This window comes from Vibrio sp. N418 (assembly GCF_000222565.1).
Lineage (GTDB): Bacteria > Pseudomonadota > Gammaproteobacteria > Enterobacterales > Vibrionaceae > Vibrio > Vibrio scophthalmi.
Genome location: NZ_AFWD01000016.1, coordinates 144,620 through 161,516 on the forward strand (window position 1 = coordinate 144,620; position 16,897 = coordinate 161,516).

At 43.6% G+C, this 16,897-nt stretch carries 16 protein-coding genes and 1 pseudogene; 4 read left to right on the forward strand and 13 right to left on the reverse strand.

The features are described 5' to 3' along the window. Positions 1–28: 28 nt before the first annotated feature. Together RH86_RS02970 and RH86_RS02975 are read right to left on the reverse strand one after the other, a co-directional pair. Positions 29–1,171 (reverse strand): ABC transporter substrate-binding protein, encoded by a 1,143-nt coding sequence (locus tag RH86_RS02970; protein WP_009384888.1) that lies wholly within the window; start codon positions 1,169–1,171, stop codon positions 29–31. Between the two features lie 347 nt (positions 1,172–1,518). Beyond that, complete coding sequence (locus tag RH86_RS02975; protein ID WP_005599633.1) at positions 1,519–1,962, reverse strand: META domain-containing protein; 444 nt, start codon at positions 1,960–1,962, stop codon at positions 1,519–1,521. Between the two features lie 152 nt (positions 1,963–2,114). Here RH86_RS02975 and RH86_RS02980 point away from each other — a divergent pair, with 152 nt between their 5' ends. After that, positions 2,115–2,372 (forward strand): DUF1289 domain-containing protein, encoded by a 258-nt coding sequence (locus tag RH86_RS02980; protein WP_009384890.1) that lies wholly within the window; start codon positions 2,115–2,117, stop codon positions 2,370–2,372. A gap of 65 nt (positions 2,373–2,437) precedes the next feature. Here RH86_RS02980 and RH86_RS02985 read toward each other — a convergent pair whose 3' ends face one another. The 7 genes from RH86_RS02985 to RH86_RS03015 all read right to left on the reverse strand — a co-directional run bounded on the left by RH86_RS02985 (position 2,438) and on the right by RH86_RS03015 (position 8,072). Then, positions 2,438–2,659 (reverse strand): hypothetical protein, encoded by a 222-nt coding sequence (locus RH86_RS02985; protein WP_005599637.1) that lies wholly within the window; start codon positions 2,657–2,659, stop codon positions 2,438–2,440. A 460-nt stretch (positions 2,660–3,119) separates the two neighbouring features. After that, complete coding sequence (locus RH86_RS02990) at positions 3,120–3,512, reverse strand: GspS/AspS pilotin family protein (protein WP_009384893.1); 393 nt, start codon at positions 3,510–3,512, stop codon at positions 3,120–3,122. 2 nt (positions 3,513–3,514) lie between these two features. Then, positions 3,515–3,811: a YciI family protein gene (locus RH86_RS02995; RefSeq protein ID WP_009384895.1), complete on the reverse strand. Its 297-nt coding sequence runs from the start codon at positions 3,809–3,811 to the stop codon at positions 3,515–3,517. Positions 3,812–3,923: 112 nt separating this feature from the next. Then, entirely contained in the window at positions 3,924–4,319 is a 396-nt protein-coding gene (gene yciA / locus RH86_RS03000; RefSeq protein ID WP_009384897.1) for an acyl-CoA thioester hydrolase YciA, read from the reverse strand. 160 nt (positions 4,320–4,479) lie between these two features. Then, positions 4,480–5,025 carry a septation protein A gene (locus RH86_RS03005; RefSeq protein ID WP_009384899.1) on the reverse strand — a complete coding sequence of 182 codons (546 nt, stop codon included), beginning with the start codon at positions 5,023–5,025 and terminating at the stop codon, positions 4,480–4,482. 115 nt (positions 5,026–5,140) lie between these two features. Next, a complete protein-coding gene (locus tag RH86_RS03010) occupies positions 5,141–5,368 on the reverse strand; it encodes a hypothetical protein (RefSeq protein WP_005599652.1) in 228 nt (75 codons plus the stop codon). 202 nt (positions 5,369–5,570) lie between these two features. Continuing rightward, on the reverse strand, positions 5,571–8,072 hold the full coding sequence (locus RH86_RS03015; protein ID WP_009384901.1) for a response regulator: 2,502 nt from the start codon (positions 8,070–8,072) through the stop codon (positions 5,571–5,573). A gap of 703 nt (positions 8,073–8,775) precedes the next feature. Here RH86_RS03015 and ihfA point away from each other — a divergent pair. After that, positions 8,776–9,072: an integration host factor subunit alpha gene (gene ihfA / locus RH86_RS03020; RefSeq protein ID WP_005599656.1), complete on the forward strand. Its 297-nt coding sequence runs from the start codon at positions 8,776–8,778 to the stop codon at positions 9,070–9,072. 137 nt (positions 9,073–9,209) lie between these two features. Here the strand turns inward: ihfA and RH86_RS03025 are convergent, their stop codons facing one another. Both RH86_RS03025 and yeiP read right to left on the reverse strand, forming a co-directional pair. Continuing rightward, on the reverse strand, positions 9,210–9,530 hold the full coding sequence (locus RH86_RS03025; RefSeq protein WP_005599658.1) for an HI1450 family dsDNA-mimic protein: 321 nt from the start codon (positions 9,528–9,530) through the stop codon (positions 9,210–9,212). Positions 9,531–9,532: 2 nt separating this feature from the next. Continuing rightward, positions 9,533–10,099, reverse strand: a complete 567-nt coding sequence (gene yeiP / locus RH86_RS03030) for an elongation factor P-like protein YeiP (protein ID WP_005599660.1) — start codon at positions 10,097–10,099, stop codon at positions 9,533–9,535. 178 nt (positions 10,100–10,277) lie between these two features. Here yeiP and RH86_RS03035 point away from each other — a divergent pair, with 178 nt between their 5' ends. Together RH86_RS03035 and RH86_RS03040 are read left to right on the forward strand one after the other, a co-directional pair. Beyond that, a complete protein-coding gene (locus RH86_RS03035; protein WP_005599663.1) occupies positions 10,278–11,045 on the forward strand; it encodes a nucleotidyltransferase domain-containing protein in 768 nt (255 codons plus the stop codon). Positions 11,046–11,266: 221 nt separating this feature from the next. Further along, positions 11,267–13,315 (forward strand): EAL domain-containing protein, encoded by a 2,049-nt coding sequence (locus tag RH86_RS03040; protein ID WP_009384903.1) that lies wholly within the window; start codon positions 11,267–11,269, stop codon positions 13,313–13,315. Here RH86_RS03040 and RH86_RS03045 read toward each other — a convergent pair. Then, positions 13,301–15,664, reverse strand: a complete 2,364-nt coding sequence (locus tag RH86_RS03045; protein ID WP_009384905.1) for a DNA polymerase II — start codon at positions 15,662–15,664, stop codon at positions 13,301–13,303. The two genes, RH86_RS03040 and RH86_RS03045, sit on opposite strands and share 15 nt — an antisense overlap. A gap of 188 nt (positions 15,665–15,852) precedes the next feature. Then, positions 15,853–16,897 (reverse strand): annotated as a pseudogene (locus RH86_RS03050) (hypothetical protein); the annotation flags it as partial.

A 16,897-nucleotide genomic window follows, 5' to 3' on the forward strand; every position in this document is an offset into this window, starting at 1 on the left:
ATTTTTTACTCAAAACTACTGGCTAAAATTAGTTGCCGTAGCGTTTTTGCCACTCTTTTTCGAGAGCGATTTGCCAACTAGGGTGCGGTTCTTCCACAGAAGGGAATAACTTGGTCTGTTTTGCTGAACCTTGTAAGTGCTGATTTTGTAGTACAGAGGGATCACCCCATATATTTAAATCGCCTTTGCGTGACTGTGCTTCAGGACTAAGAAGGAAGTTGATCACCACTTGTGCTCCTTGAGGGGAGTTTGCATTCCAAGGAATTGCTAAAAAGTGGATATTTGATAATGCGCCCGCTTCCATTGCATAGGCTTTGGTGGTATCTGCAAGCTTCCCGGTGGCTTGTGCTGAGAAAACGGCGTTGGGATTAAACGTAATAGCAAGATCGATTTGGCCATCGTCGAGAAGCTGCGTCATTTCTGAGGAGCTTGCTGGGAATTGCTTCCCTTGTCGCCACGCAACCGCATGCAACGCGTCTAGATACTGCCATAACGGCTGGGTAACGGTGTTGAAATCGACTTGCGTAACGGGTTGACTCAACGCCGTATCGTTGGCTGTTAGCTCAATCAATAATGCCTTTAAGAAGCTTGTACCGTGAAACTCTGGTGGGCGAGGGTAGGTGATTTTATTAGGAAAAGCTTGTGCGTAGCTGAGTAATTCGGCAAAAGACTGTGGTGGGTTATTAAGACGTTCACTATCGTGAATAAAGACTAACTGTCCTACCCCCCAAGGAGCTTCTAAACCAAGCGTCGGTTCTGAAAAATCGCTGTCGACAGGCAGCGATTTGTCGACCATTTGCCAACTTGGCAGGGCATCAACAAAAGGACCAAACAACAAATTATGATTTTTCATTGATTTGAAGTTTTCACCATTAATCCAAACCATATCGACACTCCCGCCTTCATTTTTACCCGCTGCTTTTTCAGCCAGTAATCGAGATGTGGTTTCCGCTATGTCGGTGACTTTTACATGTTTGAGAGTGACACCGTACTGTTGTTGAACCTGTTGAGCGGCCCAGCGTAGGTAGTTGTTGATTTCTTGGCTTCCGCCCCAAGCATGAAAGTAGACCGTTTGGCCTCGCGCTTGGGTCATGGTTTCTTGCCATTTATCCGCAGCAGTGGAAGAAAAGCTAATAAAAAGTGTCAAAATAAAAGTTAACAGCCTTGTCATAATAGTTCCTATCGTTATGTATGGGGCTTCATTAATCAATGGGTCTGTTGTGCTAGACCGGATCTGAGACCAATTTCATTCATTATGACGTAAAAAAGATGAATTTTTTTAGGTATTTGGCAATATTGTTAGCTAATTGTATGGGAAGTGTGCATTTTGATAAGTGTTCGGCCAAATTATTCTCCAGCGTTGAGGGGCTCAAGGCAATCGGGTTCGAATAAACGACTATCTAAGCGAGAGGGAATCGCAGAGCTTGGCTAGGCAGAATAGAGAAATGCGCTGTTTCAAGAGAACAAAAAGCAGCCAATAAAGGCTGCTAGAATATTGCAAAGCTAAGTGAGGGGAGATTATTTCCAATCACTTAGTTTGAACGTTAGCGTGTGCGCATCGTTCTTTAACACTAGACCATCTTTAGTCAGTGTCATGTCACTCCAATCTGAAAGCGTTTGTGAGAATGCTTGTTCAACATCCATTGACTCACCCATACACATTTTCATGGTTAGTGCCATTTTTTCAATGCGGAATTGATTGTTTTTCAGTTCTGCTTGACCAAAGAAGTTGTTGCAGCCTGCATTACCATTTGCCGTCATTTTTTCGCCGACTTCTAGATTTGGCAGAGCTTGGCCTTCTTCTGCAGTTACTGCTTTACCATCAACACTGATTAGAGACCAGTTGTGGTGTTGTAGATCGGCTGCTGTGATTTCTTTCACATCATCACCATTGCTTGCACACGCAGTCATCAGCATAGGAAGAGAAAGTGCTGCAAGTAGCTTTTTTGAACTAAGCTTCATAGATATAAACTCCAAAAAACAATAAGGTATACGCATGTATACTTGATTAAAGCTTCAATGGTCATAATTATAAGTGATGCATCAAAGTTTGTGTTAGCTTTTGGTCATAGTTTGATGTTTTATTTTGTAATTCACCTACTTATGGAGGGAGTATGGAGCAGTTAGAGTTCTTTTCTATCCAAAGTCCCTGCGTTGGGGTCTGCTCGGTTGACGAAAAAGGCTATTGCAAAGGTTGCATGCGTAAGCGTGAAGAACGCTTTAATTGGCTATCAATGACCTCTGCGCAGCAGTTGCATGTGATTAAGCTGTGTCGCCAACGTTATCGGCGTAAAAAACTGCGCGACAATGGCGCGCAGCCTAACAATGAAAGCGAAGAGGTGATCAATTCACAAAGCGACTTGTTCGATTAAATGAACGAGATCTTTTGCTATGGTTTAAGCTATTCATTTCGACTCATCCGCTTTTTCTCGCTTAGTTATTTCATTCCCCATTTATCACTCACCCAGCCGCCAGCATGGTCATCAAAGTGGCATCCTGAAAAACGATGGTTTGCTTCGTAGTTTTTATCGAACTCTGGCTCATCATCAATTAGATGTTGTACATATTCCGCCATGGGATCACCGCTTTTCAGTCGATGCTGCCTCGTCGCGACTTCCTTGATAAGTTGAAGACGGTAAGTATTGCTAGCACGTTTCATAACGGGATCCTCTGTTGTTCTGCCTTTAAAAAAGTTAGAACTCCAATCCTCGAGCGTCAATGCACTTTTAGATAATTTTTCTATTACTAAGCTTTATTTATGCTTGTAATTGGAGTGAATGAGTAGTTAAAGGTATGAATAGCCATATATTTAACCAACTTTCATTGTAAGGTATCTGCAATAAAATATTCATATTGACCTTACCGTAAGGGTAGGGCTTAACCTGAGAGTGAAAACTTCAGTCGAGAAAGATATATGTCATGTTGTAATAAAGCGCCGAACGGCGGAAGTCGTCAGCTAGGTGCGTTACTGAAATTTACTTTGTGTATATTTATTGGCTTAGCGCTGATGGTGGTGGCGTTTGGTTGAGCGCGAACAAAAAAGCCTGCCGCACAATGAAGTGTCGCAGGCTTTTTCTTTAGTGGTTCACGATAAGTTGTTTGCGTTACCGCTTAATCGCTTATTTTGTCGTGCACGTCTCTTGTGATACAAATTCGTCAGCCATCAATTGACCACGGCTATTGCGCATTTTAATTCGGTAGCTTAATCCAGCATCCAAATTGGCCTTGGTGTCTTTGTTGGTACAGTAACGAGTAATGCTGGTAGTCAACACTTGTTGCAATGGTTTCGCACCTTGCTGCTCTTGGTTGTACACCATCATGATTTCAATCGTCGTTCCTTTTGACGATGCACGCATGATCGACAGAGGGCCCGCTTCTAAGGGCAGTTCAGCAGCTAATAGACTGGCACGGTTAGACGCAAGCAATTCTAATTGGCGCTGTTGATTTCCATCAGAGGCGCACCCCATTAAAAAACTGGCAAGCAGTAACGCTGAAGCCAAACGTGCTCTCATGATCAAAATACTTTCTTAAATGGTTTCACGATAACCGATTGATAAACGCCAGCGGCAATGTATGGGTCATTATCTGCCCAATCTTGCGCGTCTTGCAGCGAGTTAAATTGAGCGATTACCGTTGAGCCTGTGAATCCCGCTTCGCCTGGGTTATCTGAGTCAATAGCTGGCATTGGGCCTGCGGTTAACAAGCGACCTTCATCTTGAAGCTGTTGTAAACGTTCTAAGTGTGCAGGGCGAACGCTCATTCTTTTTTCAAGTGAATTCTCTACGTCTTGAGAGAAAATTACATACCACATATGGTGTCCTTGTCAGCTGATGGGATAAATTGCAACTCTACGCGAGGGATGGAAAATTTAAAGTAACGCATAGGGAAAATGTGAATCTAATTCGTTATGTTTAACGTACTCGCTATACAACGATAGCGCGTGGCTTGCCTGATGAGTCAATCGCAACGTAGTTAAAGGTGGCATCACACACCATAAAACGATCTTCAATGCCATGCTCTTTGACGGGTTTGACCCACACTTCAAGATCGATGCTCATTGAGGTACGACCAATTTTGGTACATTCACCATAGCAGCACACCACATCGCCCACTCGAACCGGTTTCTTAAAGGTAATGCTCGAAACTGAAACGGTTACGATACGACCCCCAGAAATTTCTTTGGCTAAAATGCCGCCCGCTAAATCGAGTTGTGACATGATCCAACCACCAAAGATATCACCGTTGGCATTTGTATCCGCTGGCATGGCTAAAGTACGAAGAAGGAGTTGCCCCCTTGGTGAACTGTTTTCCTGACTCATTTTGACATCCACAACATAATGACGTCAGTTCGGCTAAGTGAACTGAAATTAATCGGCGTTATCTACTAAAAAGCGACCTAACAATGGTCGCTTATTCAACTATTATACTGCTTTGGCTAATGAAGGTCATTAGCTATATAGCGCAGCCCAAGCACCAAAGCTACTCGCTGTGCTCTTCTTTTTCTTTTGGCATGTGCTTGTAGATGTATACACCGGAGAGCAGGGTAAAGCCGAATGTTGCGATTAGCAAGCCGAAGACTTTAAAGTTTACCCATACATCAAGGGGTAATTTAAATGCGACATAAAGGTTTAATCCTGAGCAGATGAGGAAAAAGATGACCCACGCCCAAGTGATTTTCGCCCAAACTTGTTCAGGTAAGGTAATTTCTTTACCAAGCATCCCTTTAATGGCTGACTTGCCCATTAGATGGCTAATCGTCAAACCAACGGCAAACATAGCGTAGACGATGGTCACTTTCCATTTTATGAAGTTATCATCATGAAGAACGATCGTCATACCACCAAAAATTGCGACGATTAAAAAGGTAATCAGCTGCATCTTTTCGACTTTTTTGTATAAGGCAAAAGTCAGTATGATCTGAATGGCACTTGCGACGATAAGAGCGCCAGTGGCGATGTAAATATCATACATCTTGTACAAGGCGAAAAAGATGATGAGAGGGATAAAATCGATCAATTGTTTCATTGTGAGGTTCTGCAGCTATCGAATCAGTATCGGAATGCTCTCAGTCTACCCAATTCACCTAGGAACACCAACCCGTTCGTGTGTAATCGAAACGACACTCTTGTGGTCAGTTGTGTTAGTGGGGAATCGTTGTCTTTAATTCTTCCAGGTATCCCTCATCACGTAAGGCATTGACAGTGCCGATAAGCTCCTCATTACTCATTGAAAAGCAACTTGACTTTCCTGTCATGACATTAAGGTATTGGTGATATTCAGGCTCAGTAAAGTGGCCAATTCTATCCACGAGCAAGCATTTAATGCCATGATGAATCAAGTGATAGTAGGTGTGGCGCTTCATCTCCATAACATTTCTCCAATAGGGTACTGCGAGTTTTATCGCGAAGTTCGATACCAGATCAACAAGCATATTGGATGCCAACATAGATAGCGTTGGGATGATAAACCGAAATGAGTAATTAGGACGTTGGGGGATGAATCGCTTAAATTGAACCAAGATCTTGGGATTTACTCGTCAATAAAAGAGGCAAAATGAGAATAATGTTGCACTAAGCGTCGACAGGTGTTTTTTGCTTTTCACCTTGAATGGTCGCGAGTAAAGCTTCTTTAGATGTCGGTTTAGTTAAGTGGCCATCCATTATTTGACGGATTTTATCTAATTCTCGCTGACCCGACTCACCGGAAAGGGCATAGACAGGGATCTGCGGATAGGTTTGTTTGATGATGGTTGCCGCTTCAAAGCCATTCATTACGGGCATTTGGATGTCCATAAACACTAAATCAACAGGATTACTTTGTATTATCTCTAGTGCAACTTGGCCATTGTTTGCCAATATAGCATCGTAACCGAGTTGATTAAGTAGCAGTTTTACTAATTGACGTTGCACTTCTTTGTCATCAACCACCAAAATTGTGTATCCATTGTCGGCGTTATCATTTTGCTTCGCGATATCAATCGGTATAAATGCGGTGTTTTCTTCTGTTATTACCGGTGAGTTCGCAGGGCTCACCAGTGAATCGACAGGAAATGACAGATGGAATTCGGTGAAATGACCGAGTTTAGAATAACATTGAATTGAACCACCAAACGCTTTCATGACGCGTCGACAGTAGCCTAAGCCTAAGCCACTTCCGCCACTTTTATTGTGTGAATAGAAGTCGTCAAAAATACGTGCTTGGAGATTTTTAGGAATGCCAGGGCCGGTATCTCGTACCACCACAAAGTGTTCATATTTCCCCACAATGGTTCGAATGTCGATATGGCTTTGTGGATAAGAATCGAAGTAATAACTGGCATTACGTAATAAATTGAATATCACAAAGTTAAAGAGGGTGTCGTTGATTTTTGCATGAAAATCTTGCTCAATGCTGATGTGCAGGCGTTGACGCATTTCGTCAGATTCAAAAGCATAACGTTCAACCGCTTGTTCGATAGCCTGCTTAATTGACGTCTGTACGGCAGGCTCTTGTTCAAGAGACGCATCGTTGACTTCGCGAAGAATAATATCAATTAACTGACGGCCACGCTCAATTGCTACCTTACCTTTGATAAGTTCTTGCTCTAACTCTATCTTTGGTGCGTTAATTTTCAGCTTGTTATTGAGTTGTTCAAACTGCAGTTGAACTTGCGCTAACGGGTTGCGCATTTCATGGGCGATTGAATTAGCCAATGCTTGCGCCTGATGCACTTTTTTGTCGGCATTAATATACCCTTGCGCTTTCTTCAAGACATACTGCAAGGCATGTATTTCCTCACAGAAGTAAAGGTGTCCACTGCGCTTTTGGCGGGCAATCAGTAAGTGACTCATTTGATCTTCGTGATCAAAGATGGGCAAAACGAGCGCAACACTCTCTCGCTTCATTTTTACGTACAGCTGCTTTAAGACGGAACTGACACTGGAATGAGTGAGTACCTGTTCCTCAATTTCTTCAAAAATGATCACACTGTTTTGATTGTACAGTTGTGAGGTATATGTCTTTTCATCTTGTAAGTTGTAGACCAATTGCAGATCGTGTTGGTCAATATCAAGTGTTTGTGCAATTTGACTGATCGCAGAGTGGGTCGATTTTTGGAACTCACGGGTCAGCGCATTGAGTTTTTGTGTCGGAGAGAGTGCTTGCCCATACACAAGTTGACTGGCGAGGTGAGTGGTGGCACGAAAAATAACTCGCCACGCAAGCCCTGTCATTAGGCAAGATAGGGTCACGATGATTGCCGCATCGTAGAGTGAAATAGAATTAATCAGCAGCACCAGTGGCAGAGCGACCGTGATACAGGCTAGCAGCACGGATAACAATGAAAACAGAATGTGCCGATTACTGTAGAAGCGCGAGGTGACAAGTGCATACCCCATCAGCAGCATTTCAGTCACAGCGAGTGCTGGCGGTAACCATGACAGGGTGAAACTCTCCCAAATGAGTGGGATAAAAGCGTGAATGACAATGGTTGAAACCATAAATACACTGATGCCAAACAACATATAGAGTGACTTAATGTGTTGTAGCGGCCTTGCGTGTCGTGAATAAAGCAAAATATTACGAAACGACAGAACAATGAGAGCCATGGCAGAGAGAAAGAATGTTGTAGCTTGGTCGCCAAGCTGAATGTTAAATCGGCCGATCGCATAAACAGAGACCCCCTCGACAGTACTGCCTGCACGATGATTCCAATAAATAGCCGCCGAAATAAGCACGATGAAAAGTGCATTCTGCAAATATCTAGAGAGTGTGGAATCAATATCACTGACGAGTTGGCGAGTAACGAGATAGGCAAAAGCGAACGCAGAAGACGAGGCGAGATTAGCGAATAATGCCATAAAGACAACGGCGTCATTATCTACTTGGAGTAGCAAAGGAGAATAGAAAAACGCATTGCTTAAGATCCAAGCAAAGACAGAAAGCGAATAGAACAGATAGGGAATACTGATCTTTCGTTCGAACGTGCCGCCAGATATCCTTAGTGAGTAAACGAAATAAACCGTCCAGCCTAATACCAGAGACGCGACACCGAGCAGCAACAATAAAATGGGGTGCACAAAAGGCTCAAACATTTGAGCATCCGTTAAAATGTAGCCGTAAGCTTGCGAACCATAAGGTTCTTAGCCACAAAGTAAATTGGAGCAAACTGCTTCCCATCCATATAGTGACGGGTACATCACTGTTCATCTAAGCCAACATTATTATTTAAGTTGCCGTTTCTTTGTCATTAACCCACAGATGCTCGCATATTGTAAATAGATGGCCGCTTGTTCACGCGAGTGATTGATCACAAATATTTCGAAAGTTCGTGAATTAATGTGCATCAAGTTGCTTTTGCATTGAATTCCGCCGCGATTTCATCTGTTAGAATTAGGTTAATTTTCGTTGTTGATTGTATTAGAACAACCAATGTAAGGTTTTTTTGTTGCAGTGCTTGCTATAAGCAACTGATTTTTATGAGTTTAGTCGTATTATCCAAAAAAAATCAAATAGACTCAATTAGTTGTTAATTCTCATAATTGGCATATATATGGAGTTTAGTTCTGATTTAATGTGATATTTAAATTTTAAATATCACATTAACGCCATGTTTGATACGTTTATCTCGCTGATAATTATGAGGAAAGTGTTAACTTGCTATAAAAATGTTGGCGAAAATCAGAAGCTTGGCATACACTTTCCAAGTAATGTCTCTATGTTATTGATTGACGAGGCGAAATGCTTTGGCGCTGTCTAGCGACAGTGATGTTTAACACAGCTTTTGAGGAAAATTCTATGGCGCTCACTAAAGCCGATTTGGCAGAGAACCTGTTTGAAAAGCTTGGATACAGTAAACGAGATGCCAAGGAAACGGTTGAGGCATTTTTTGAAGAGGTTCGCAAAGCACTCGAAAATGGCGAGCAAGTGAAACTTTCAGGATTTGGTAACTTTGACCTACGCGAAAAGAATGAACGTCCTGGACGTAACCCTAAGACGGGTGAAGATATTCCGATTAGCGCGCGCCGTGTTGTCACTTTCCGCCCTGGTCAAAAATTGAAAGCTCGTGTCGAGACTATCAAGGGCGACAGTTAACACGTTATCGATGGATTGAAGTCGTTTTATTATTGTGGAAAGAGAGGAGTTCTCTTATACGCGATAATAAAAAAACACCCAAGCTTAAGCTTGGGTGTTTTTGTTTATACGGATGTCACTGTATAACGAGAGGTTAATCAGTCACGCTTCCATAGAATATGGCAGAACTTATGCTCAGGATCTCTGCTTACCAATAGGCGAGCAAAAACATCGTCTAACACATCATTTTCTTCGTTGACCAAACCGATACGTACTTCCGCATAGATTTCTTTATCAACATCAAAGCCGACATGTTGAGCCCAATCATCACCGGTCTCAACCAATTCTGCTGCGCCACGATCTTCAAACTGAGCAGTGAATAGAATCACATCAACAGCTTCCAGATTGTCAGGTGCCATCTCAAGAAAGATATCGTAAGCGGTGTCGATTGCATCGTCGTAAGAAATGAGTTCAGCCATAATTATGCGCGGCTCATGTACTTGCGTTCAGCAGTATTGATGATCAAGCGATCACCATTTGCGATGTACTCTGGTACTTGCACTGTTAGGCCTGTTGCAAAACGAGCTGGCTTGGTACGAGAAGCCGCAGAAGCGCCCTTGATTGAAGGGTCGGTTTCTTCGATAACAAGCTCAACAGTTGCTGGAAGTTCTAGCGCAACAGCTGTGCCGTTAACCAGAACAACCTGAAGACCTTTAATTTCTTCAGTAATGAAAAGAAGCTCTTCTTCGATCTCTTCTTTCTTAAAAGTAAATTGAGTGTAATCTTCATTGTCCATGAAAATATACTCATTACCGTCAACATACGAGAAAGCAACTTGACGTTTGAACATGTCAACAGTTTCTACTACGTCGTCAGACTTATAACGCTCGTCAGCACGTGCACCAGTGTTTAGGTCAACACAACGCAATTTGTAAATTTTTGCGCCGCCACGACCGCCAGGAGTCGTCACTTCGATGTCTTTAATCAGTAGGATTTTGCCGTTTGATTCAATCGCAAAACCTTTCTTTAGCTCACTCGCCTTAGGCATGAACAATTTCCTTCATATGAGTTGTAAGGGCGGCATTATATACCCAACTAATTGGAAGATGCTATTTGAACTCGCACTGATATCGCGAGTTTTCTGCGATTCTCAGCGTGATTATCTTGATCGAAAAGCGACACTAAGAGAACATGTCCCATAATCTGTCATATTCCACGATTCTTTGATGATTTTAGCCACAATTAATCCAGCCTTGCCGTTTCAAGCTGAGTATAGTCAAGCGATCCAAGATTTGGTGCGTTTCTTACGCTCGGGCTTGGGTGATAACCTGCACAGTGTTTATGTTTTTGGCAGTGTCGCGCGTAAAACTGCCGTGCCACAGCGTTCCAATCTGGACGTTATTGTCGTTACTCAGCAGAGCTTTGCTGATAAACGCAGTACGGTGTTTAATACGGTGCGTTGGCATTTTCAAAAGTCACACCCACATATAACCGAAGTGGCCTTCAAAACCGCATTGGTCAGTGATATCGCCTCATTAGATAGCATTTTCTCATGGGGGTTTTTATTACGCCATTGCGCGGTTTGTGTGCATGGTGAAGATCTATCGGAGTGCTTTGGCGATTATGAACCAAGCTGGGAGATCGCTAAGCATTGGAATATGGATGTGGAAGATTGGTTGTCGGTCTATCGCAATCGAATTGTGCGTGCAAAAGAGGATGCTGAGCAACTTAAAGCACAGCAAATCATCGCTAAAAAACTGCTCAGAGCGAGTTATTCGCTGGTGATCCCACGCGCGAAGGGTTGGCATGATGATCCTGTGGCCTGTGGTAAGCATTTTCTTCGCTACTACCCAAGCTTCCAAGTTGAAATTGAACGCTTGGTGATCTTGCTATCAAACCGAGTGGTAGCAAAACGTTCTGTGCTTGGAATATTGGACTCATATGGCGAGTGGTTGGTGAAGCAATATAAGAAAACGGAATTTAGAATCGGCTAGGTCACCGAAGTATTTTTGCTGTCTCTATGGGTTTTTGCACCTATTGAAATGCGTCACAAATATTTACACAACGGATGTATATATCAACTAGGTGATTTTATCTGCACCGTGTTAGGTGATTGACCTCACAGCCCTAAGTAATTGTTTGTTTTATTATATTGAAGATAATAAAACGTTAAATTGGGGCTATTAGATTGTCAATTGTCGTTACGCAGAGTTTGATGAGAGTGAAAAAGATCATTGCGGAGCAGTTGCAGGCGGTTCGCGAAGGCTTGCTGTGGATACTGCCTTGTTTGATGATCATTTCATTGATCTTATTTGTTGCTTCTCTTGGCGAATTTTTGTTCGGTAAAGATGAGCAATGGGTCGTCACCCTGTTTAAACTCTACTATTTCGTTAACGACCTTTTCCCCATTCTACTTACTGCCGCTTTAGCGTATATCTTGGCCATGCGTTGGCGTTTGCCAAGACCTCCAATTGCGCTGGTGCTGATTGTTTATTTGTCTCTTTTTAATCAATTATTTAGCTATACTGGCAGTACCGTTGTCTTCGAATTGATCATTTCGATGATCACGCCTCTCTATGCCGTTCCTTTGATTTCCTACCTCTATAAACTGCGCTGGATGAAGTTTGTTCGTAACAACCATCTTGGCCGGATTGTAAAAGAATCACTCAACTTAATCTTGCCTTGTGTATTGGCGGGTATTTGTGTGCTGGCGATTAATGCTTCAATAATCTTTATCATTGAAGCGAGCAGCGTTTTATCTATTTTTGATATTCAATACAGTGATTCACCATTAGAATTTGGTGCGATTTTTGCCATGGTGAACTCGTTCCTGTGGTTTCTTGGTGTACACGGATACTACGGTTTATTGCCATGGGTTGATGTATTACAAGGCGCTGTTGATGTCGCGCAAAATGACATGCTGACTTATGGTGTCACTGACCATTTCGTTAACCATTCGTTCCTTGCTGTATTTACGTTTGTTGGCGGCGCGGGGGCCACCTTAGGTCTGACGTGCGCACTACTGCTATTAAGCACCAATCGCGCTTACCGACTGATTGCCTTGGCGAGTTTGCCATTGGGGTTATTGAACATCAATGAAGTACTGTTGTTCGGCTTACCCATCATCTTTAATCCGAGATTGTTTTTACCTTTTTTACTTGCCCCTGTTGCCAATACTATCGTGGCTTATTTTGCGGTCAGTTTTGGATTAGTGAGCGCTCCGGTGACGGGAATGCCTTTTAGCAGTCCTGTCTTTTTTAATGCTTGGATTGTGACACAAGGCGATATCAACGCCAGCTTATTGCAGTTATTCAATATTGGTGTATCAGGTTTGATTTACGCACCTTTTGTTTTAATGCTAAACAAAACGATGGGTGAAAAAACCATCCAGTTCTCCTCGCTTGATACCACTTATTCGAGAAGAGCAGAAGAAGCGCATACCCTAAGTGATGATCGTGTTACTCAGTTGGTTAATGCTCATAAACGTCAGCAAGATCTGGAGCGCAAACTGCACACGTTTACGGAAAAAGAATTTTGTATGGAGTACCAACCTCAAATTTGTCGAGTTACGGGGCAAGTGATTGGCAGTGAAGCTCTGATTCGCGCAATGGATAAACGAGGCAATATTGAATATCCGGGCGCATTTCTGCCTGCTTTCGAACAAGCGGGGTTGATGAAAGACATTGACCGCTGGGCGGTGATTCAGGTTGTGCATGACTTGAAGATTGCGATTGCTGAAGGGTGGGCGGTTCCGACCAGTGTTAACTTAACGCCAGAAACGATTATTGATACTGAGCTCATGACGCAGTTAACCTCCTATATCAGCAGAGTAGGAGAATATGTTCATGTTGAGATCACTGAGCAATCTCTACTATTAGATAAGGATCTTGTCTCCGCTTCACTGCACGCCCTACACAGTGTTGGGGCGAAAGTTTATATTGATGACTTTGGTTCCGGTTTCTCATCACTAAGCTATCTCACTATGTTCGATATTGATGCAATAAAGATTGACCGTAGCTTCGTGCAAACGATTGAAAACATTAAAGGGCAGAAGGTCTTTAATGGCTTGATTAGTGTTGCTCAAGACCTTGATTTAGCCGTGGTGGTTGAAGGGGTGGAGACTGAAAGCCAACTTGAACGCATCCCATTGCGCAATCATCTATCGATTCAAGGTTGGTTTTACAGTAAGTCGATTCCTTTAGCTGCGTTGCGCCACTATGTGGTGGATCGTAACCGTGTACTTAGCGAGCTAGAAGAGTCCTAACTGCGGCTCACTGAGGGTTTTGAAGTCGAGACCGATAAACGGCAAAATGGCTTCTGCGACCGGTTTTAACTGTTTGTCGATATAGTGCTGATAGTCAATCGCACTGCTGAGATAATCTTTTGGCTCTGGGCCATTGATGGTCATCAGATATTCGATTTGGCCGCGATTTTGGTATTGTAATGCGCGGCCTAGCTTTTCATTGATATTATCAGCCATACGCGCCGCTCTTACTTGTGGCGGCACATTTTTCTGATAATCGCTTAATTTGCGACGTAATCTTTTTTGGTAAACCAAGCGCTCATCGTAGCGTCCCGCTAAGGTATCCTCGACAAACTGGCGCACATAATCGGATGGGTCTTCACCGTGGAAAATCATCTGATAGAGCTGTTGTTGGAAAGATTGTGATAGCGGCGTCCAATCGGTTCTCGCACTTTCGAGACCTTTAAAAATGATCTTTTCTTTTTCACCTTCGCCAATTAATCCGGCATAACGCTTCTTCGACCCAGTCTCTTGGCCACGAATGGTCGGCATCAAGAATTTTTTATAGTGAGTTTCATACTCAATCTCAAGAATAGAGTTGAGGTTGTATTCTTGCTTGAGATGCTGCGTCCACCATTGGTTGATATGCTCGACTAACGATTGTCCAATCAGATCGGCTTGTGCTTGTGAAACTTGGCTATTGAGGGAGACAAAGGTTGAATCAGTGTCGCCATAGATCACCTGATAACCTTCGGCTTCAATCAGTTTTTTGGTCTGTATCATGATCTCATGCCCACGCATAGTAATGCTTGAGGCAAGGCGAGTATCAAAGAAACGGCAACCAGATGAACCTAATACACCGTAAAAAGAGTTCATGATGATTTTGATTGCCTGCGAAAAGGCTTTTTCATTATTGCGTTTGGCTTCATCGCGCGCTGCCCACAAATTTTCGATCATCTTAGGTAGAAAATGGGCGCTACGATGGAACTGACCGCCGCGAAAGCCGGCGACTGCTTGATTAGCTTCGTTACCTAATTCAAGTTTGAGTCCTTCTATCAGCCCTAAAGGATCGATCAAAAAGGAACGAATAATCGAGGGGTAGAGGCTTTTAAAGTCCAACACTAGGACCGAATCATAGAGATTAGGAAGCGAGTCCATCACGTAACCGCCGGGACTCGCGAGCCAGTTTTCCGGCTGCAAGTTGGGCGCCACATAACCGGCGCGGTGAAGTTGTGGTAAATAGAGGTTGGTAAAGGCGGCAACGGAGCCGCCAATTCGATCCAATTCCACTCCAGTCAGTTTGCTACGTTCAATAGCAAACTCGAGTAAATGTGTCTGCTCAAATATCTTATTAACGAGAACGCAATCTTGTAGGTTGTAACGGGCCAGAGAGGGCTTATCATAACGATACATGTGGTTAATTTCAGCCATACGATCGTGTACGTTGTGAATCTGCTTTCCTTCGCCCAATAGCTCTTGAGAGACAGACTCCAACGACCAGCGACGAAAGTGATAAGTGGCGGTTTTGAGTGTATCAATGCCATCCATTACGACGCGACCTGGAATAGAAATAAAACCTTGCTGGGTGGTATTTGAGCTTCTAAAAAAGCTAGCTTGATTAGCCCGTCCAAGTGCGAGTTTCACATTGTGCCATTCCGCGCGTTTGTGCAGCAATCGAAAGTCAAAATCAATCACGTTCCAACCAATAATCACGTCAGGGTCAAATTCCGCAAACCACGCGATTAAAGCTTCGAGCAGCGCTTTTTCATTACTGACCCACTGCATTGGCGTATCACATTCTTGCGACTCTCCAACCATGATCACGCGGCTATCCATCGGACTGGCTAAGCCGATCGAATACAACACCCCTTTTTCAGAGCATTCGATATCCAATGAGACGACGTTCAAATTAGGCTGGTAAGAGGCTTTGCGGCATTTAGCCTGCGTGACTTTTGTGTGGTCTTTACGCTGTGATTGAGAGCCAGTGAACTCAATCGCACCTTGAATAAAACGCTCCATCAAGAATCGGTCAGCAAGACGAATATCATCCTCATAAACCGTGATGTCATGTTGTTTTAGGCTCTCAGCTAGTTGACGAGCAGCCTTAATGGTATCGCAGTAACAAGCGCATAACGCTGCTTGATTAAAATGTTTCAGTGGTAGTGGTTTAATTTCACAAGCAATATTGAGCTGCGCAGCAATTTGCATCGCACCAGCTTGCTGTTGCAGTTCAAGGAAAAATACTGGACGCTCACCATCAACCAACAGCTGATAGGGGCCTTGGTCTGTCGCCAGCCAGAGCTCAATTTGCGTGCTGTTATTGAGGTCGCGAGCTTGGCGCGTAAGTAAAAAACCTTGTTGAATCGTCAACGATGTATTCCTATCAATGGCGAGCGAATTATAGATGCATAGTCGCGGAGTGATTAGGGATTGTATTACGAGTCGACGAGCTGACGCAAAGTTAAAGCGGCTGGTGGCTGGAATTGTTGAATGAAAATGAAGTAGAAAAGGAGAGGGATACGAATACGTATCCCTCTTTGTCGGTCGCTCAGGTTCGGTTAGAAGTACAGATAGGCAGTGAGTTTGCCACTTAACTCTTCTTCTCCCCAATTAAAATAGCTCACTTGGCTGCGCAATGCGGTATTGCGACTAAGTTGCCAATGCCAACTGGCGGTTGCTTTGGCATTTTGATCGGCATCGCTATCTATCAGAGCAAGGAATTGGCCTTCTAGACCAATCCGGTGTTGGTCTGCGAGTTGGTAAATCAAACCCGCTTCGATGCCGGCGCCGAAAGTGGCCTCATAATCGGTTAGTTGACCTCCACTTATCTCAGCAGACAGTAAACTGTAAAAATGCAGCGTTTTTGCATCGCCCCATGCTTTGCCGTAACCACCTTGGCCGAACCAGCGACCTTCTAGCTTGCCGTCGTTTGGCATTCGGTCATAACCGATCCGCGCATTCCATGCCAAACTATCAAAGATGCGATTGCTTGGCGCCAGAGCCATTGCATCGATGAGATAGAAACGATCGAAGCGCGAAGTGCCTTGTTCATCGACACTGACTTGTGTATCTAAGAAGCTGATTTTTGCTCCTGGAATAAAGCCTTGCTGTGAATCCAATAAATCGTGGTAAGCAACACGCCACTCTAACGTGGCTTGTTGACCATAGTGGTCACTATATTGGTAACTTAACCCGCTACGAGCAGAGGCATGGCCTTTTTCTGGTGAAATTTCCGGTGTCGGCGCTTGTGAAAACGGAGAATCGACTTTAATTCGGCTGCGTTGATAAAGTAGTTCGGTTAAACGCTTTGCGGTTGGGTCGCGTTCTAAGCCCAAGTCGTATAGCTCAAAGTTAAGCCACTCGTAAGAGAACTCTAAAATCGCCGCACGTTCGGTGTCACTGTATTCATCGCCAGAAGGATAATCCCCTTGCTTGGCGGCAACCGCAGCATCAAAGAGTTCAGGATCAATTTCATTCGCTTGATGCAATAATCGTGTACCAAATGATTCGCGATAGTTGGGGTGCTCAAGCAGCCCCGCTTGATTTAACGCTTCTACGGTATCGGATGGAATCGCGTGCATCGGAAATTGTTCGACTAACGAG